This window comes from Neobacillus niacini (genome assembly GCF_031456445.1).
Classification (GTDB): domain Bacteria; phylum Bacillota; class Bacilli; order Bacillales; family Cytobacillaceae; genus Neobacillus; species Neobacillus niacini_I.
Window position 1 is genome coordinate 121,081 of record NZ_JAVDUQ010000006.1, and the last position, 17,691, is coordinate 138,771.

The following is a 17,691-nucleotide window of genomic DNA, read 5'->3' on the forward strand; positions in this document are numbered from 1 at the left end:
TCACAAGAAGAGACAATGCCCATGCAAGTTGCTCATTCTCATTGGGAAAGGAAGGACAAGTTTTTTAACCAAATATTTTCCCCGGATTAAAAATCCCCTTCGGATCAAGCGCAAATTTAATGGCTTTCATTACTTCCAATGACTCCCCATGTTCCTTGCGCTGGTATTTCACCTTTCCAACCCCTACCCCATGCTCTCCAGTACAGGAACCGCCACGGCTAAGGGCATATCCGACCAAATGAGCATTCAGTTCAGCCGCTTTTTTCATTTCTTCCGGATCATCGACATCAATCATAATGATGGAATGATAGTTCCCATCTCCTACATGTCCTAATAGAGCACCATCCAAGCCAATCCGATCAATCGCCTCCCGGGCATCGTGAATGGCACCGCCCAATTCAGACATCGGAACGCACACATCAGTAACCATCATTTTTTTTCCGGGAGACTTATGTACAAAAGCATAGGCCAAATTATGGCGCACCTCCCAAAGCTGTGCACGCGCCTTAGAATCTGTCTCAAACAAGAACTCCTCACAGCCATGATCCAGGGCGATTTTTTCAGCAAAATCCGCATCATATTCGAGGCCTGCCTCATTGCCATGGAATTCCATAAATAGTGTTGGTTTAACTGGATATTCAGTTCTGTTGTAAATATTTACCTGTTGAATCGAGCGGGCGTCGACTAGTTCAATCCTTGCCATTTGAATCCCCGCAGACAGGATTTCTGTAACCGTAGCGACCGCCTCCTCTACACTTGGAAAAATAGCCCTTGCAGCACTAATCACTTCCGGTATCCCATAAACCCTTAAGGTTAACTCTGTAAATGCCCCCAGAGTGCCCTCAGAGCCGACAAACAATCCTGTTATATGATAGCCAGATGACGATTTCGCCGTCATGCTGCCAGTATGAATGATACGGCCGTCTGCTAAAACCACCTCTAAATCACGTACCTGATCCCGCATCACCCCATAGCGGACAGAGGTCGTTCCGCTCGCATTCGTCGCCGCCATACCGCCAACCGTGGCATCTGCACCTGGATCAACTGGAAAAAATAAACCATATTTTTTTAATTCTTTATTTAATTGCGTCCGGGTAACTCCAGGCTGTACTTGCACTAAAAAATCGTTCGGTCGAACCTCAAGGACTCGATTCATCAGCTGAAAATCAAGAGAAATCCCCCCATGGTAAGGAATCACATGCCCCTCCAAGCTAGAACCAAATCCGAAGGGAGTTACCGGAATTTCGTGATCATTCGCAAACTTGAGGACCTTGCTGACTTCTTCTTTATTTTTCGGAAAAACCACTACATCCGGTAAATGCGGTGTATGATAGGACTCATCTCTACTATGTTGTTCCAGAACCGTCGGGTTTACCGTAACCTGTTCTTCAGGAAGAATTTTTCTTAACTCGTCTAATAATGCCATTTTCAGCCAGCCCTCTCTCGAATATTCGGAAAAGTAATACTAATATAGTAATTATAGAACAACACAGAATGATTTCAAACTTTGAAGATTAATAGAATGCTAAAAAGGTGCCAAAAAACGGCACCTTTTTACCTATTTATTCTTTCTTATGCTCAAATTCATCTTCCAGCCTTCTGATTTCATCCACTGATTTTTCAAGAGCCGCCTGCGGACCTTTGAAACGCTTCTTGTAATAGGCAAGATCCATGATGACCAACACCACAAACATCCCAATCAGGGCGTATGCTGCCATTTGATTTGGCGGTATGACCATGATGATGCAGATGAATACAATCCAGATTAAGCTGATCACATTGATGGGTTTGCTCCATTTTCCGAGTGCCCAAGGACCGTAATGCTTTGGTAAAAATAAACCTTTTGATTCGGCTCTTAATTTTAGGTAAATCGGGATCCCATATGCCACATACAAGCCTACAACACTTACCGCGGTTAAAAAAGCAATGGTCGAATAGCCTGCATTGGGATTGACCAGTTTCGTAATGTAATCGATCAACGCCAAAATAAAGGAAAGAATAACCGCAAGCCAGATCGCTTTTGCTGGTGTCCTGTATTTTCGGCTGATTTCTGCCCAATGACGGCTGAGCGGCATTCCATTATCTCTTGAAAACGCATACATCATTCGAGAAAATGAAGTAATCGATGAAAGACCGCAGAAGAACATGGCAAAGGTTACAAGCCATAAAACAATGTTTCCAAATGTACCGCCTAATGCCTTACTGATAACAAAGATAAAGGCATTATCAGAATTCACCGCACCGTTGGCATCATGAATGGAAAGCGTGACAAACGCGAGCATGATAAAGCCAAATACAAACGAGAAAGCGACCGAGTTGAAAATCCCCCATGGGGCGCGCACACGTGGATGAACCGTTTCTTCAATGGTATGGGCCGAGGCATCGTATCCGGTAAAGGTCCATTGTGCCTGTAATAATCCAATTAAAAAGGCTAGAAAATACGGTTTATCGGAAAAGGTTTGACCGACATGGAACAAGTAATCAATTGGCTGCAAGCCATGCTTTGTGAAAAAGGCTAGACTGACGACTAAAATTGCCACAACGACCATATGATACCAGGCTGAAAAATCATTTAATTTTGCGACAATTTTGATACCAATATGATTGAGAATTCCGTGTAATAGGAGGACGACGCCAAAGACGATTAAGGTGGTTGTATCAGTAGATTGATAGTTGAAGATTCCTGCTAGAAGTGGGTCGGCGAATAGGGCAACAGAGTAATCAATTCCGGCAACGATTCCAATTTGGCCAATTAGGTTAATCCAAGCGGTGTACCAGCCGATACGTGTTCCTTTTAAAGCAGCAGCCCAGTGATAAAGCGCCCCGGCTGTTGGGATGGCTGAAGCCAATTCCGAAAGTGAGGCTGCGATTAGCATGACAAAAAAGGCTACAACGGTCCAGCCAAATCCCATCATTCCCGGACCGCCGTAGGTTAATCCATGACCATAAAGGGAAACAGCACCGGTTAAAATAGAAATAATTGAAAATGAGATCGCAAAGTTCGAAAAGCCGCCCATGTCACGCAAGAGTTCCTGGGCATAGCCATAACGATTGAGGTGTTTTTTATCCTCGAGCAATTGTTGGTCCCTGCTCTTCATTCGTTTCTCCCCTTTCCTCCATTACTTTTCAGCTTCATTGCCGACAAAAATTTCATGTTCTTCATCATTAAAGGATCTTACATTTTTATTTGCCTTCATCCCAATGGCTGTACCGACAACAAGCGTAATGATAATCATCGCAAAACCGATTACAACCCCCATTCGCTTCCCTCCCTTCGGTTTCACTAAATAGACCTAAATTGGTCAAGTTATCATTATATTATTCTCGCAAATCATTAAATATACATTGTGAAATTTTCACATGGTGTCACCTTTGTTCATTGTTTTACAAGTTGATGAGGTTCCTTTTACCCTTGAAAAGAAAAATGGAGCTTATTTGGGTAATAAGAGGGTTTTCCTTTTCCCTTTTGTAAGGGAATCAGCCCTTCTTGGGCAATGAAACACCTTTTCTTTTACCTTTTGCATGATAATCTACCTTCTTCAGGAAATGAAACACCTTTTCTTTTACCTTTTGCATGATAATCTACCTCCCTCGGGCAATGAAACGCCTTTTCTTTTACCCTCCACACGAAATTCTACCTCCCATGAGCAATGAAACGCCTTTTCTTTTACCCCCCACTTGAAATTCTCCCTCCTTCGGGCAATGCAAATTCATGACATCCCCCAAAATAGAAAAAGATGCCCCCAAAGGACATCTTTTTCTAAATCTATTAACCAATCTTTTCCTCATTCGCTGTATCCCCAGAATTTACATCCTCAATCGACACAAACTCTTCTGACATCGGACGCAAATTCTTTGAGCCTACTAAGAAATAGTAGACAATCGCTACGGCAAAAATCGTCAGAATCACACCCGCCAATGGAAGCTGAACCCCAAACAATGGCAGAGTTGTCGTTAACACACTATATTTGACTACACAGAAGAAGGAGAATACACCCAACACCAACGCAATCGCCGGCACCACTGGATAACTTACTTTAAACGGTCTTTCCAAGTTTGGTTCCTTTTTCCTTAAAACAAACAGCGAAATCATGCTTAGGCAGTACATCGTGATCGCACCAAACACTGAAAGAATAATCAAGGCATTCGCAAAGTTTGCTGAACCCGCCGCAATCACTCCAATCGCTCCTGGAACTATCAATCCCCAGTGCGGAACGCCGCGCTTCGATAGATTGGATAAGAACTTAGGAAGGTATCCTGCACGAGCTAACGCAAACGTTTGACGAGAATACCCAATGATAATTCCGTGTAAGCTGGCGATGAGACCAAAGAGACCGATAATCGCAACCGATTTTGGAATAAAGCTGCCTTCACCATAAATACTTGCCAATGCCTGCGGAAGAGGATAATCCGCAGGTTTCCCGGTACCGCCGCCAAGTCCTGCCGTTACCACTAAGGTTAAAATCGTTGCCACTCCAAGTGTTAAAATCCCGGAAATAAACCCTTTTGGGATATCCTTCTTCGGGTCGCGCACCTCTTCCGCCGCCATCGCTCCCCCTTCAATAGCCAGGAAGAACCAAATCGCAAATGGAATCGCTGCCAAAACGCCGGACCAGCCATGACTAAAAGCCATATCATTAAAGATATTTGACGCTTGAACGTGAGGCAAACCGGCAACATAATAAATTGCGAGGCCAATCAATGCCATAACTGTTGCCACTAACTCAATCACTGCCGCGCCTTTTACACCAATGAGGTTGACCAAAATAAATAAGATAAACATTCCGACGGTTGCATAAACAGCATTAATACTTGGAATCAAGAAGTTAATATACGCCCCTACTGAAACAGCAATCGCAGGGGGTGCAAACACGAACTCGAGTAAACAGGCTAACCCTGTAACATAGCCCATAAATGGCCCCATCGCTTTTCTGGCATAGGCAGAAGGGCCGCCCGCATGAGGGATGGAAGTTGAAAGTTCAGAGTAACTGAAAATAAAGGTCGTATAAAAAACAATAATAATCAGTGCTGCAATGCCGAGGCCAATGGTGCCGCCTGATTCAAAACCATAGTTCCAGCCAAAGTATTGGCCGGAAATAACCATGCCGACCGCAATACCCCATAGATGAATCGGCTTAAGTGCTTTTTGCAAATGGTTGTTTCCCTGCTCCATAAACCCTTCCCCTTTCAAAAATGAATCTACAGGTAAAATTAAACTACAAACATTTCCCAAACCCGACTATGTAATTAAACTAGATTGCTCCTAGTTTAATATAAAATAGTAGAAGGATTACACAGGATAATTTTTCTAAAATTAAAGCGTCTTCAAAATCGACATCACCTTCTGAACCGATTGGGCAGATTGATCAAGGGCTGCTTTTTCATCCGACGTCAACGCAATTTCAATCACCGTTTCAATTCCATCTCCGCCAAGGATGGTAGGAACCCCCAAGTATAAATCCTGATAACCATATTCCCCTTCTAAATAAGCAATACATGGTAAAATTCTCTTTTTGTCCTTTAAAATCGCTTCTGTCATTTGCACCATCGAAGCTGCAGGTGCATAGTAGGCACTTCCTTGACCTAGCAAGCTGACAATCTCGCCCCCGCCTTTACGCGTTCTTTCCACAATCGCTTCGATGCGGTGCGGCGGTAGAATTTTATCCAGCGGAATTCCGCCGGCATAAGAGAACCGGACCAATGGGACCATGTCATCGCCATGCCCGCCCAAAACAAATCCGGAAATATCTTCCACCGACACATTCAATTCCTGGGCCACAAAGGTGTTAAAACGGGCAGTATCTAAGACGCCAGACTGACCAATGACACGATTTTTCGGAAAACCGGTCGTTTTATAACAAATATAAGTCATGGCATCGACCGGATTACTTAAGACGATAATATAGCTATTTGGCGCATATTTTTTAATATTTTCCGAGACTTCCTCGATAATTTTTGCATTTGTGGAAACCAAATCATCGCGGCTCATCCCCGGCTTCCTCGGCAGACCGGCCGTGATTAAAACCAAATCAGCATCCTGAATATCACCATAGTCCGAGGTCCCCGTGATGTTTGCATTAAATCCTTGAATCGGGCTGGCTTCGAGCATATCAAGGGCTTTCCCTTTAGTAGGATCGCTTTGGGCTGGAATATCAACGATCACAACATCCCCTAATTCTTTTTGCGCAATCATCAACGCCGCTGTTGCACCGGTAAATCCGGCACCTATCACGGCGATTTTTTTACGTTTGAATGCCATACCTTCTCCTCCATTCTTTTAAAAACTATTCCGTTGTTGCTGGAGGCTCTTCCTGTTTTACTTTTGGTCCCCTTTTTGCAGGCTTTGGTTTTTCCTCCACCTTTTTCGGCGCCTTCACCAACATTTGCCCTACACCGTCATCGGGACGTGGGATAACATGCGCGGTTACCAGCACCCCGACACTTTGTGCCGCATACTTGCCGGCATCGACCGCCGCCTGAACAGCCCCGACATCCCCTTCTACTAAAATCGAAACGAGTCCGGCGTCTACTTTTTCCTTTTTAATTAAACGTACATCCGCTGCTTTAACCATCGCATCAGCCGCAACAATCGAGGCAATCAGTCCTCTAGTTTCAATCATTCCTAATGCTTTTGACATTAGTCTACGCACCTCCTTCAACATCAATTGAATCGATAATTCCGATAATGACCGCATCAATCGGAAGCTTTTGATCCCCGATAATATTTGCAGCCGCACTTCCTGTTGTGACCATTACTTTATCCCCGACACCGGCACCAATCCGGTCCACCGCAATAAACGGTGAAAGGATTGGCACCCCTGTTGGAAGCTCCGGCTGGACAAATAAATATTTTAATCCCGTCAGGTTGTCTTCCTTCCTTGTCGCCCAAACATTTCCAATCACCGTTCCTACCTGCAAAAAATCATCCCCTAACTTAGTCCATAACCCGGATGGTTTTTTTCAACTCTCTTGCGGCATCCCGTGCCAACGGGGTAACAATCGTTCCTTTTCGAACGGAAATCGAGTCGCCCTTACAGGCTTGCACATCTCTCTTGGTTAAGAGATTTTTTTGAAAAATAACGACCTCTGGTTCCGTCGGTTGGACTGGCTCCTTCAAAAAGGGTTCGGGTCTAACTGCCATCTCCCCATCCCTAACAAGAATACCCGACTGACCGCTTGTAATCAGTCCCGCATTCGCTTCATCGGTATCAATATGCATTTCTAGCCGATATCTCGGCGAAACCCGAATAAGTACTTTTTCAAACGAAACCGGCCGCTCGCCCTCTGTTCGGATTCGAACATATTCCCCATTTTCCACCCTAAAATGCGCAGCATCATCTGGATGCATGTGGATATGGGCCTGGGCAATGATCAGTCCTTTATTTTTAAAAATACTTCCTTTCGGTCCTACCAGCGTGATCGGAGCGGAATCTTCAATATTGCCCGATTCCCTTATCGGCGGATTCACTCCGAGCTTCACCGCATCCGTTTTGCTGACCTCTACTTGCGTTAAGGAACGAGCCGGGCCAAGGATACGTACTTTTTCAATGCTTCCCCTTAGTCCGACAATGACCACCGTTTCATTCGCCGCAAATTGACCAGGCTGTGACAAATCCGCTTTTTTCGTTAATTCATACCCTTTTCCAAAAAGCGTTTCCAAATCAGCTTGACTTAAATGACAGTGGCGGGCCGAAACAGCCATCGGGATTGTACTTGGCCTTGTGTCCTTTTTTAACAATTGCTGAATCACCTCTTCAACAACCGTTCGAATGGCTTGTTCATTCATCGAATTGGCTCCTTACTTTTTACACTTCCACATCTAATTTTGGTAAAATGCTTTCCAATTCATTGTGTGGACGTGGGATAACATGAACGGATAATAATTCGCCGACACGTTCTGCTGCCGCCGCACCTGCTTCAGTTGCCGCTTTAACTGCACCTACATCCCCGCGTACAAGAACCGTTACAAGTCCTCCACCTACATGCACCTTTCCTACTAAATGAACGTTTGCTGCCTTTACCATTGCGTCCGCTGCTTCCACTGATGCTACCAAACCTTTTGTCTCCACCATACCTAATGCTGTTAATTCTCTAGCCATTGTAAATTCCTCCTATTAGTTCATTTGATATTTTTTAATAATTCGTTTACCATTTCAGAAATTACTTTTGGATCGACTGGACCCGATAGCGTCGCTTGGCTTAAAACCTGATTCACAATCTCTTCGATACTGTAGGAATCTGATTTTGCAGCTATACTTTGGTTCGATGGCTTCGGAACTGAAACTTCTTTTGTTCCATAAGCCATTCTTTTGATATTGATTAAATGGCGGGCCGATAAATTATCGGAAGTAATATTCCCTCCAAACGAACCGCAGCCAAGTGTGAGTGATGGCATTAATTCAGTCGTGGCTCCGACTGCTCCAATCGAAGAAAGTGTATTCACCATTAAACGTGAAACCGGCATTTCTATCGCAAATTCCCGTGCCACCTTGTCATCATGGGTGTGGAGAGATAAGCTATGCCCCATGCCGCCTAAATTCAAGATTTTCACACAAAGCTCTTTCGCGTTTTCATAGCTTTCTGCCGTAAAAATCGGGAAAATCGGCGACAATTTTTCGATGGAAAAAGGTACGTCCTTCCCAATTCGAGTTTCCTCCGCAATTAAGATAGTTGTATCGGTTGGAACCAATATTCCCGCCAATTCCGCAATCTTGACTGCGCTTTGACCAACAATGGCCGGATTGAGCTTTCCCGGAAACGGCGAGATCACTTTTTCTAATTGGGCTTTTTCCTGCTCATTTAAGAAGTAGGCTCCGTTATTTTTGAACTCCCTCACGGCTATTTCTTTTACATTTCGGTCAACGACAATCGCCTGCTCTGTTGCGCAAATCGTGCCATAGTCAAAGGTTTTACTCTCGACAATCATTTTGACGGCTTTTTGAATATTAGCTGTTTTTTCAATATAGACCGGCACGTTTCCAGGTCCAACACCATAGGCAGGTTTTCCAGAGCTATACGCCGCACGGACTAAATCCTTTCCACCCGTCGCTAAAATTAAATCAATATCGCGATGGTGCATTAATTCGGTGGTTGCCGCCATCGTTGGCTTCGAGATCCAGCCGATAATTCCCTCCGGAGCCCCCGCTTGCACCGCAGCATCCAAGCAAATTTTTAATGCAGCGACTGAACATTTAACAGCCCTGGGATGCGGGCTAAAAACAATTCCATTTCTTGTTTTTAAAGCAATTAATGCTTTAAAAATCGCACTCGACGTCGGATTCGTCGTAGGGATGATCCCGGCGATGACCCCAAAAGGATAGGCAACCTCCATGATTTTTTTTGTACGGTCCTCTTTGATGATTCCGACAGTTTTTTCATTTTTAATGGATTCATAGACTGACAGCGAACCCACGTCGTTTTTCATTTTTTTATGTTCGACAACACCCATTCCGGTTTCTTCCACCGCCATCCGGGCCAATTCAAGTGATTTTGCGGCAGCAGCTTCTGCGACCCTTTTGACGATTTTATCGACTTGTTCCTGGGAATACGCCAAGTATTTTTGCTGCGCTTCTTTTGCTTTCTGAACTGCATCCCGCATTTCCTGGATGGATTGAAGATCTAAATCAAATTGCAACAGGGACACTCCTTTCTCTTTTCATTGAAAAATCATATTTTCGGTGTAAAATTACACTTTTTTTAGGATAATTTGCATTTTTTTTGCGAATTCGAGCCATTTATTTGCGAATCAACGAGTTTTATTTGCGAATCTGCGCAGTTTATTTGCGAATCATCAGTAATGCCTCGGATTTCTCGCAATCTCGCTAATCACATCGCGAAAAGCATCCGCCGCCGCTTGGCATGCTGATTGTGACCCAGTCAACAACCCTCCGCCAAAGTTTGTTTCTGAAGGCGGTCCAAAAAACTTGACCAGTTCCACATCCGCTGCCTTCAACGCCGCATCAATTCCATATACTGCTTCAAGTGGAGGTGCAATCAAATAGGCAAGTGCCTCTCCTTGATTAATCCCTGCCTCAGACGATAAATAGGAACCAGTCCTTGCCACGACATGGGCGTACAAAGCGTGACTCTTTTCATCATCTAAAGCTTCAAAATACGCATCATTTTCCGCAGTTTGAATGACCGCATCCATACCGCTCTTTACTTCATCCGGACTCGGACCGGCTAATACGCCAATCATCTCCCCTGACAAAGGTCCTGAGGCATGGGCGGAACCCGCGTAGAAGGAACGTGCATAGACAACATCAACATCCGCTCGTTTGGTTGCTTCATCGAGAGCCGTATAGCCGACATCATCAATCGTCGAAGTAAAAATCGCTAAACTCCGTTGATGGGGTTTTAACTCAAACTGTGCAGCTAAGGCAGGGTCAACATTTGGGATAATCCGAACAGCTAAAATTTCTGCATGAATTCGTTCTAAAGCCACTTTTCAACCCTCCCCCTATTGCTCTTTTTGAACCAGCGAAACGCCGCTAGCTTCATATTTTAAGATTTTTTGAACAACCGTTCCGATATAGGCACCAGCTTCAACCGGCGGAATGCCGCCCTTATGAATATTAGAAATGACCATCCGATCGGCTTCAATCGTGCCGTGACGTGGTTCATAGCATAAATACGCACTTAACGACTCCGCACTTACTAGACCAGGGCGTTCACCGATTAAATACACAATTACTTTTGGCGCAAGCAGCTCCCCGACATCATCCATCGCCGCAACCCGGCCTTTTTCGATAAAGAATGGTGTGCCCGTATCGAGCCCTAAACTTTGAAGCGATTGATTCAGAGATAAGTACACATCCTCTACATTTTCCTCAACCGCTTTTGAACTTAAGCCGTCTGAAACAATAATTTGGACCGTCGGTGACTTTTTACATTTCTGACTAATTAATTGCTTGGCTTCATCCGAAAGCTTTCTCCCAAAGTCAGGGCGGCGGACATATACCTCTTTGTCTGCAACCTTTGTGCTGACCTTAAATAAGGACAAGCTTTCCAAAATCTTCGGATCGACATTACCATAGACCGCATCGACCGCGGCCGCATGGTCAAAGCGAAATTTCAACCACGTGTCCGTTTTGGGTCTTAAGCCCGAACGGCCGACACCAATTCTTGCCGGTGTCTTGCTAATGAGAAGATCGAGTTCTTCTTGGTTAAACGGATTTTCGAGACCAACCGTCAGTCTTGGTTCCACTGCTATTTCCTTTTCCGGCTCAGACTCGGTACAAACAGGATTGCAATTCCCTTCAACCTTATTTCCACGGTGATTCCAAAACTTCACTTCCACTTTTTCCGAAGTTTTGTCACTCACCTTTGGAGGAACCTCTTCCACCGCCGACTCATCGCCAACCGCGGCCTTTGTTTGTAATTTTTCAACTACCATTTTCGTGATTTGTTCCACTAATTCAGGATTCATTCCTTCACACCTCCTATCGCGAAAAAATCGTTGGATCACCAGCATATTTGCTTAATTTACCGTTCTCAAAAATGCCCATTTTTTCAAGCCATGCTTCAAATAATGGCGCCGGCCGTTTATTAAGGGTCTGTCTTAATGTCGCAACATCGTGATAGCTTAAGGACTGGTAATTCAACATACAATCATCCCCCATTGGAGCAGCGATGATAAAATTCACGCCAGCCGCTGTCAAGAGCACCCCAAGATCCTCAATGTCATTTTGGTCCGCTTTAATATGGTTTGTGTAGCAAATATCGACACCCATTGGGATTCCATGCATTTTTCCCATAAAATGATCCTCAAGTCCGGCACGAATGACCTGCTTGTTATTGTACAAATACTCGGGACCGATAAAGCCGACTACCGTATTGACGATATACGGATCATAGTAGCGGGCAAAGCCGTAATTCCGCGATTCCAAGGTCATTTGATCGATATCAAAATGAGCTTCAGCCGATAATTCAGAGCCTTGACCGGTCTCAAAATACAAACGCTGCGGACCGGTTCCAGTCCCATAAACTTTCGCCATTTCATTTGCTTCCTCTAACAGCGAAGCGGTGATCCCGAAGGAGCGATTGGCTGCCTCGGTTCCGGCAATACTTTGAAAAATCATATCAGCAGGGGCCCCCTGCTGAACCGCTTTCATTTGCGCCGTCACATGGGCGAGTACACAGTTCTGCGTTGGAATTTCCCATTTCTGAATGAAATCGTGAGTAGCATGCAGTAAGCGTTTTACACTTTCAACAGAATCATCCACCGGGTTGATCCCGATAACCGCATCGCCGATTCCATAGGCAAGACCCTCTTTCATGGATGCCATCATCCCCTCCACACTATCCGTCGGATGATTGGGCTGGAGCCTCGAAGCTAGGACACCCTTTTGACCAATGGTTATATTACACTTGGATAAAACTTCAATTTTATTCGCGGCATGGACTAAATCGAGGTTTGACATGATTTTCGCCGCCGCCGCAATCATTTCACTGTTTAACCCTCTGCTGAGGCGCTTCAAATCTTCCCCCGTAGTCGTATCATTCAGGATATATTCACGTAGCTCAGAAACGGACCAATTTTTTATAGATTGATAGATTGGCTCGTTGATTTGCCCTTCAATAATCCTTGAAACCTCATCCTCTTCAGGGGATAACAATGGATTTCCCCTAATATCCTGAAGCGTCAAATAGCTCAATACTTGCTTGGCCGCAATTCTTTCTTGGACTGTTTCAGCAGCAATGCCGGCTAAGCGGTCGCCCGATTTTTCTTCATTTGCTTTTGCAAATAAATCCTTCAGTGAGGAAAATTGATAGACTGTACCTAAATAGGTGGTCTTTAATCTCACAAGAAAATCCCCCTTTCGTCATTTCTGGAATGTTAACGTTTTTATAATGACAGGAACAACATCGGTTTCAAGCACTTGGCCTATATCCAAATAGTCCCCATTTTCAACTTTAATTTGATCAATGCAAATGACGGATTGTGATGAGTCCTTCCGCTTGAGCGTTTGCCCGAGAACTTTTGCATAGTCGCGGTCGAGCACAAGGACCAACGGCTGCGTTCGATTTGGTTTTTGTTTCATTGCGGTCAGAATGGAGTCAGCAAACACATCAATTTCACGAAACCTTAAGTAAGGCAGTTCTGAAAAATAAACAGCAAAATTTTGCCCTTCCCGTTGCGGATCATAGAGTTCAATCGCTTCCTCAATCAATTTGAAAAATTGACTCATCACTATTTTAAAATCAGCCTCGAACCGGACTTGGAAAACTGGCAAGTTTTTTATTGGTAATTTTCCATTATCAGCCTCAATGGTCGCTCCGCTAATCTCCGTCGTTTGCATTCCGGCCCCTAGCACCGTGGCCCGGACAGTTTCCTGTGGCTTTACCCAAGTCCAATGCGCTAAACTTGTGCTCTCCTTTATGGAGTCCGCTAGCATCAGACCAATATCATCGTATTGAGAAGAACCTTTTTCATATTGATACAGGCATTCACTGATCCCGCCAGAAAACATGATGGCTTCAATGTGATCTACCCAATTTGGTTCATGACCCAGCAACAGTGCGTGGTCCTCAAGGCTGAGTTCTCTTTTTAACATTTTTGCAATGACTTCGGCCATGAAATCGGTGATCTTTTTTATTTCTTTTGAATTAGGGCTTTGACCTTCCTCCAATTGGGATCCCCAATGTTGCAGTAAGTCCTTAACAGGTGGAGAAATACTCTGGATTCTATTATCCTTAAATTCAATCAATCTGCCGCCGATATGGAGCGTACAGGTTCCACAAAGCCTTCCTGATTTATAGACCGCCACATTAGCCGTGCCGCCGCCGATATCGATATTGGCAATGGTCTTCCCTGTTTCTTTTGAAAATTCATAAGCACCAGAGCCCTTTGCCGCAATAATTCCTTCTAAGTCCGGACCTGCAGTAGCCACTAGAAACTCTCCGGCATGGTCAGACAGCTGATGGAGCATCACTTCTGCATTGGTTTTTGTGGCTGTTTCTCCTGTAATAATCACAGCCCCAGTTTGGATATCCTTTGGTTCAATGCCAGCTTTCTGATATTCCTTCCTGACAAGGTTTTCAATTTTTTCGATATCAATGGTTGTTGGCGTAGTCAGCGGTGTCAGGTAAATTGGACTTCGATGAATGACCTGTTTATCAATTATTTCAATTCGCGGAACATGAGCCCCGCCCGCCATATTCATCAAGGTGAATCGGCTGATTACCAGCTTAGTGGTACTCGTGCCAATATCGATTCCGGCACTGATCATTTCTTCCTTTTGTGGGCCTCTGAAATTCATCACAACTCCCCCAAAAACAAAAAGCGCCCCTTGTAAACTATCCATTTTTAGATAGTTTAAAAGAGGCGCCATTGCCGTTAACTTCATTTGTTATTCATAATATAAAATATTTTCTGTATATTGTAAAGGCTTTCAATTAAAAAATAACAAACGGGGATGGATGTTTTTTGAAATACTGCTTCATTTCCAGAACTGTGCGGAAGTTTACTAGATTTCGAATCTCTTCGATCCCCTCATTTTTAACGGATGAGGTAATTACAATTGGTCCCTTATTTACGATTACCTTTTTTAATAAAGAAATAGCGAGCTCCACATCCGCATGCTCTGAATCACTTTTTGTGACAACCCCGATAGGCAGTTTATTGATTCCGGTACTAAATCCAGGCGGGAAAATCATTTTTTTCTTGGTCGCATCCTGCAAATACAGGACATGGGTTACCTCGAGTGCTGTTGACATAATATTTTTATAGTAGAATGGGTTTTCACTATATTCTCCCGGGGTATCAACAATCCAATCATTATAAATCAACGACTGGGTTTTGACAGCTGGCACTTCCCGACCGAGTAATGCGTTGGTTAACGTTGATTTCCCCGCACCAATGGAGCCAATCAGCATGGCTCGGTTCTTTTTTGCCATTGGATGTCCTCCTTTCTTGAAAGGTTTTAACAATATCTACAAATTAGGCCCCCTGTAAAAATATATCAACATAATTTCTTCGGATATCAACACAAAACTACCCGATATCGACACACTTTTAAATTATATCAACACATTTCGAACGGATATCGACACAAATTTACAGGATATCAACACATTTTACGAATATATCAACAAATCTACGACTTGGTTATCTTCGCCGGCGTATACATCAGCGTATCCGCCAAAAACCGATTGATTTCATGCATCGCCATTGCCACCTCGGAAACATTTCCGACGATCACCAAGCTCCCAGTAAAGCGATCCAAAAATCCTAACTTTACATTAGCTGATTTCGTCGCTAAATCCCCGGCAATGATCACCGTCTCACTTGGCGTCAGCGTTAATATCCCTAGAGCCCCTGCCTCCTGAATCCCTAATTTTTCAAACATATCCGGGTCTGGATTGGCAATAATGTGGCTTAAAGTTACCTGCTTCCCTGGTACAAACTCCTGTATAAACCGCTTTTTCTCTTCACTCACGATAAACCCACCTCACCATTTCGTATAAAAACAAGAAAATGCTTAATAGACTTTATTTTTATCAAAAATAAAACCTACTAAGCACCATTGCTCCACCTATTCACTTGTAAACTAGCTTGGATACTTCAAAATAATATATTTTGCCACCTTTTCCATTGGCAGCTGTTTTTTCATACTCAGATCTCTCATCTTATTGTAAGCGGTATCTTCCGATAAATTCAATTGTTTCATTAAAATTCCTTTTGCTTTTTCCACAAGTTTGCGGTTTTTAAGCTCCCGATTCATTTCTTCTACTTTTTCTTTGTAAAGAATTGCATTTTCCGCCTGCTTCAGGGCAATTTCTACCGCTGGAATCAGGTTAGCCTCTGAAATCGGCTTTACCAAATACCCTAAAATATTCGCTTTTTTCGCTTTTTCAATATATTCCTTTTGACTGTAAGCCGTTAAAAGCAAAATCGGGATATTGAATTTATTGGAAATAATCTCGCTCGCCTTCAAACCATTCAGCTTCGGCATTTTAATATCCATGATGATTAAGTCGGGCTTTAGTGAATAAGCTAATTCGATAGCTTTTTCCCCATCAGCCGCTTCCGCAACAACCTCATAGCCGGCATCCCTTAACATCAGCGAAACATCCAATCGAACGATAGACTCATCTTCTACCAACATTATTCGCTTTTTCATTCATTAAACCTCCCTCGAAAAGGGAAATTCGACGGTCGCAACCGTGCCTTCACTATTTCCTTCGATCCCAAAATGACCGGATAAATCATGTTCAATCATCATCTTGACAATATCAAGACCTAAAGATGGTTTAATGGTAGAGGTATATCCAATTCCATTATCTTTCACCAGAACCCGTATGGCGGAAGCCTCTTCCTCGATGACCACATGAATTTGTCCCTCATTCATCTCCGTAAAAGCATGCTTCACACAATTTTGGATTAATTCATTAATGACAAGAGCAACCGAAACAGCTAGATTCGATTTAATAAAAAGCTTCGGACCTGAGTAGTCAATCATAATCGTTTTCCCTTCATGATCCTCGCTAAACACCAGCATATTGCCGATTTTTTCTATTAAACTGACAATCTCCACATCATCCTGATTTTGCGAATTGGATAAAATGATTTCATAGACAGAGGCAATACTTAAGATTCGGTTCAAGCTTTCAACGAAATGGACCTTGCTTTCCTCTGGAATCCCTCTTCGCATCTGCAGTCGCAGCAGACTCGCGACCGTTTGGAGGTTATTTTTCACACGATGATGAATTTCACGGATAGCCACGGTCTTGACGGTAAGCTCCCGCTCTTTTTCACGCAGCTCAGTTAAATCTCGAAAAATAATAAACGATCCGCTGTTTTTTTCATTTTGCACTAAAGCAATTTTTTTCATTTGAAAAACTTTATTTTTAATCACGACTTCTTGAATCACAAGTTCATCTGAAAGCCGGCAGATTTCTGCTAAATTAGGGAAATAGGTGATAAAAAGATTTCCACTCTTACATTCCATTGAGCACATTTCTAAAACGAGATTCATTGCCGCAGGATTGGTGTATTGAATCCTTAACTCCTGGTCAATGATAAATAGGGACTCCTCAATCAATTCCGGAATAAACGGCCGGTTTTCAGCCATTCCCAATAAAAGTTCGCTAAGCGTCTCATTCGCTTCTGTTAGCGCTTTCAATTTACTTTGTTTTTGAAGCTTATCACTGATATCCTTCTCCATTATCAACGTGCCAATGACCCGGTTCTGTAATCCCACAATGGGAACCACACTTTGTTCGACTTTTTTTCCTTCCTGGGTTAAGGCGTGATTCAGAAAAAGCGGTTTGCCTGTCCGAAAGGCATAGAAAACGGCAGGTTCAAACGTTTCATAGGCAAACTTTCCAACAACTGGATTTTTATAGACAGATTTGGCTGTTGAAGGGGCAGCCTCCGCCACAACAATCGCATGCTTTTTTTCCCGCGTTTGACAATCAACAAATACATTCGCTTGATTCAAGTCCGCAATTAACTGCAGGTTTTGAACCAATTTTTGAATCTTTTGGATATCTTCCTCTGATAAGTCTGTGTGAAGCTGACATAGAGTTCCAACGCTGTTCACCTCAGTTTTAAGCATGCCTTAGCTCCAATCTTTCTTCTAATATATAAAAATATTGTATATATCATTTCTATTAGTGTCAATCTTCTGTTTTTTCGCAAAATTGGTTCTAAAGACAAACTAGGAACATAACTATAGGATGAGAAAA

17 protein-coding genes and 1 pseudogene are annotated in these 17,691 nt (G+C 43.4%); all 18 read right to left on the reverse strand.

Annotation, left to right across the window (positions count from 1 at the left end; genetic code table 11):
• Nucleotides 1–64: 64 nt before the first annotated feature.
• The gene (locus tag J2Y67_RS08325) at nucleotides 65–1,426 is read right to left on the reverse strand and encodes an FAD-binding oxidoreductase (protein ID WP_310172767.1); all 1,362 of its coding nucleotides are present in this window, start codon (nucleotides 1,424–1,426) and stop codon (nucleotides 65–67) included.
• A 136-nt stretch (nucleotides 1,427–1,562) separates the two neighbouring features.
• Nucleotides 1,563–3,098 (reverse strand): amino acid permease, encoded by a 1,536-nt coding sequence (locus J2Y67_RS08330; RefSeq protein WP_310172768.1) that lies wholly within the window; start codon nucleotides 3,096–3,098, stop codon nucleotides 1,563–1,565.
• 21 nt (nucleotides 3,099–3,119) lie between these two features.
• Nucleotides 3,120–3,260 (reverse strand): hypothetical protein, encoded by a 141-nt coding sequence (locus tag J2Y67_RS08335; RefSeq protein WP_310172770.1) that lies wholly within the window; start codon nucleotides 3,258–3,260, stop codon nucleotides 3,120–3,122.
• A 509-nt stretch (nucleotides 3,261–3,769) separates the two neighbouring features.
• Nucleotides 3,770–5,173 carry an ethanolamine permease gene (gene eat, locus J2Y67_RS08340; RefSeq protein WP_310172774.1) on the reverse strand — a complete coding sequence of 468 codons (1,404 nt, stop codon included), beginning with the start codon at nucleotides 5,171–5,173 and terminating at the stop codon, nucleotides 3,770–3,772.
• 141 nt (nucleotides 5,174–5,314) lie between these two features.
• A complete protein-coding gene (gene mdh / locus J2Y67_RS08345) occupies nucleotides 5,315–6,259 on the reverse strand; it encodes a malate dehydrogenase (protein WP_310172776.1) in 945 nt (314 codons plus the stop codon).
• 25 nt (nucleotides 6,260–6,284) lie between these two features.
• A complete protein-coding gene (locus J2Y67_RS08350; RefSeq protein WP_310172778.1) occupies nucleotides 6,285–6,638 on the reverse strand; it encodes a BMC domain-containing protein in 354 nt (117 codons plus the stop codon).
• Nucleotides 6,639–6,642: 4 nt separating this feature from the next.
• Nucleotides 6,643–6,918: a EutN/CcmL family microcompartment protein gene (locus J2Y67_RS08355; protein WP_198313376.1), complete on the reverse strand. Its 276-nt coding sequence runs from the start codon at nucleotides 6,916–6,918 to the stop codon at nucleotides 6,643–6,645.
• Nucleotides 6,919–7,156: 238 nt separating this feature from the next.
• A pseudogene (locus tag J2Y67_RS08360) lies at nucleotides 7,157–7,786 on the reverse strand (phosphate propanoyltransferase); the annotation flags it as partial.
• Between the two features lie 19 nt (nucleotides 7,787–7,805).
• On the reverse strand, nucleotides 7,806–8,099 hold the full coding sequence (locus J2Y67_RS08365; RefSeq protein WP_310172782.1) for a BMC domain-containing protein: 294 nt from the start codon (nucleotides 8,097–8,099) through the stop codon (nucleotides 7,806–7,808).
• Nucleotides 8,100–8,119: 20 nt separating this feature from the next.
• Nucleotides 8,120–9,634, reverse strand: a complete 1,515-nt coding sequence (locus tag J2Y67_RS08370) for an aldehyde dehydrogenase family protein (RefSeq protein ID WP_310172784.1) — start codon at nucleotides 9,632–9,634, stop codon at nucleotides 8,120–8,122.
• A gap of 156 nt (nucleotides 9,635–9,790) precedes the next feature.
• Nucleotides 9,791–10,444, reverse strand: a complete 654-nt coding sequence (gene eutL, locus J2Y67_RS08375) for an ethanolamine utilization microcompartment protein EutL (protein WP_310172786.1) — start codon at nucleotides 10,442–10,444, stop codon at nucleotides 9,791–9,793.
• 15 nt (nucleotides 10,445–10,459) lie between these two features.
• On the reverse strand, nucleotides 10,460–11,428 hold the full coding sequence (gene eutC / locus J2Y67_RS08380) for an ethanolamine ammonia-lyase subunit EutC (RefSeq protein ID WP_310172789.1): 969 nt from the start codon (nucleotides 11,426–11,428) through the stop codon (nucleotides 10,460–10,462).
• Between the two features lie 13 nt (nucleotides 11,429–11,441).
• Nucleotides 11,442–12,806, reverse strand: coding sequence for an ethanolamine ammonia-lyase subunit EutB (locus J2Y67_RS08385; protein ID WP_310172791.1), 1,365 nt, complete (start codon nucleotides 12,804–12,806; stop codon nucleotides 11,442–11,444).
• A gap of 18 nt (nucleotides 12,807–12,824) precedes the next feature.
• Complete coding sequence (locus J2Y67_RS08390; protein ID WP_310172848.1) at nucleotides 12,825–14,261, reverse strand: ethanolamine ammonia-lyase reactivating factor EutA; 1,437 nt, start codon at nucleotides 14,259–14,261, stop codon at nucleotides 12,825–12,827.
• A gap of 136 nt (nucleotides 14,262–14,397) precedes the next feature.
• The gene (locus J2Y67_RS08395) at nucleotides 14,398–14,898 is read right to left on the reverse strand and encodes a EutP/PduV family microcompartment system protein (RefSeq protein WP_310172792.1); all 501 of its coding nucleotides are present in this window, start codon (nucleotides 14,896–14,898) and stop codon (nucleotides 14,398–14,400) included.
• Between the two features lie 200 nt (nucleotides 14,899–15,098).
• Nucleotides 15,099–15,440, reverse strand: coding sequence for a BMC domain-containing protein (locus tag J2Y67_RS08400; protein ID WP_310172796.1), 342 nt, complete (start codon nucleotides 15,438–15,440; stop codon nucleotides 15,099–15,101).
• Between the two features lie 111 nt (nucleotides 15,441–15,551).
• A complete protein-coding gene (locus J2Y67_RS08405; RefSeq protein WP_310172798.1) occupies nucleotides 15,552–16,124 on the reverse strand; it encodes an ANTAR domain-containing response regulator in 573 nt (190 codons plus the stop codon).
• 3 nt (nucleotides 16,125–16,127) lie between these two features.
• Nucleotides 16,128–17,561 (reverse strand): sensor histidine kinase, encoded by a 1,434-nt coding sequence (locus tag J2Y67_RS08410; RefSeq protein ID WP_310172801.1) that lies wholly within the window; start codon nucleotides 17,559–17,561, stop codon nucleotides 16,128–16,130.
• Nucleotides 17,562–17,691 lie beyond the last annotated feature (130 nt).

Bases quoted from the DNA above. Each gene is read 5' to 3' on its own strand.
- J2Y67_RS08325 (WP_310172767.1), bottom strand. From the start codon at position 1,426: ATGGCATTATTAGACGAGTTAAGAAAAATTCTTCCTGAAGAACAGGTT.
- J2Y67_RS08330 (WP_310172768.1), bottom strand. From the start codon at position 3,098: ATGAAGAGCAGGGACCAACAATTGCTCGAGGATAAAAAACACCTCAAT.
- J2Y67_RS08335 (WP_310172770.1), bottom strand. From the start codon at position 3,260: ATGGGGGTTGTAATCGGTTTTGCGATGATTATCATTACGCTTGTTGTC.
- eat (WP_310172774.1), bottom strand. From the start codon at position 5,173: ATGGAGCAGGGAAACAACCATTTGCAAAAAGCACTTAAGCCGATTCAT.
- mdh (WP_310172776.1), bottom strand. From the start codon at position 6,259: ATGGCATTCAAACGTAAAAAAATCGCCGTGATAGGTGCCGGATTTACC.
- J2Y67_RS08350 (WP_310172778.1), bottom strand. From the start codon at position 6,638: ATGTCAAAAGCATTAGGAATGATTGAAACTAGAGGACTGATTGCCTCG.
- J2Y67_RS08365 (WP_310172782.1), bottom strand. From the start codon at position 8,099: ATGGCTAGAGAATTAACAGCATTAGGTATGGTGGAGACAAAAGGTTTG.
- eutC (WP_310172789.1), bottom strand. From the start codon at position 11,428: ATGAATCCTGAATTAGTGGAACAAATCACGAAAATGGTAGTTGAAAAA.
- J2Y67_RS08390 (WP_310172848.1), bottom strand. From the start codon at position 14,261: ATGAATTTCAGAGGCCCACAAAAGGAAGAAATGATCAGTGCCGGAATC.
- J2Y67_RS08395 (WP_310172792.1), bottom strand. From the start codon at position 14,898: ATGGCAAAAAAGAACCGAGCCATGCTGATTGGCTCCATTGGTGCGGGG.
- J2Y67_RS08405 (WP_310172798.1), bottom strand. From the start codon at position 16,124: ATGAAAAAGCGAATAATGTTGGTAGAAGATGAGTCTATCGTTCGATTG.
- J2Y67_RS08410 (WP_310172801.1), bottom strand. From the start codon at position 17,561: ATGCTTAAAACTGAGGTGAACAGCGTTGGAACTCTATGTCAGCTTCAC.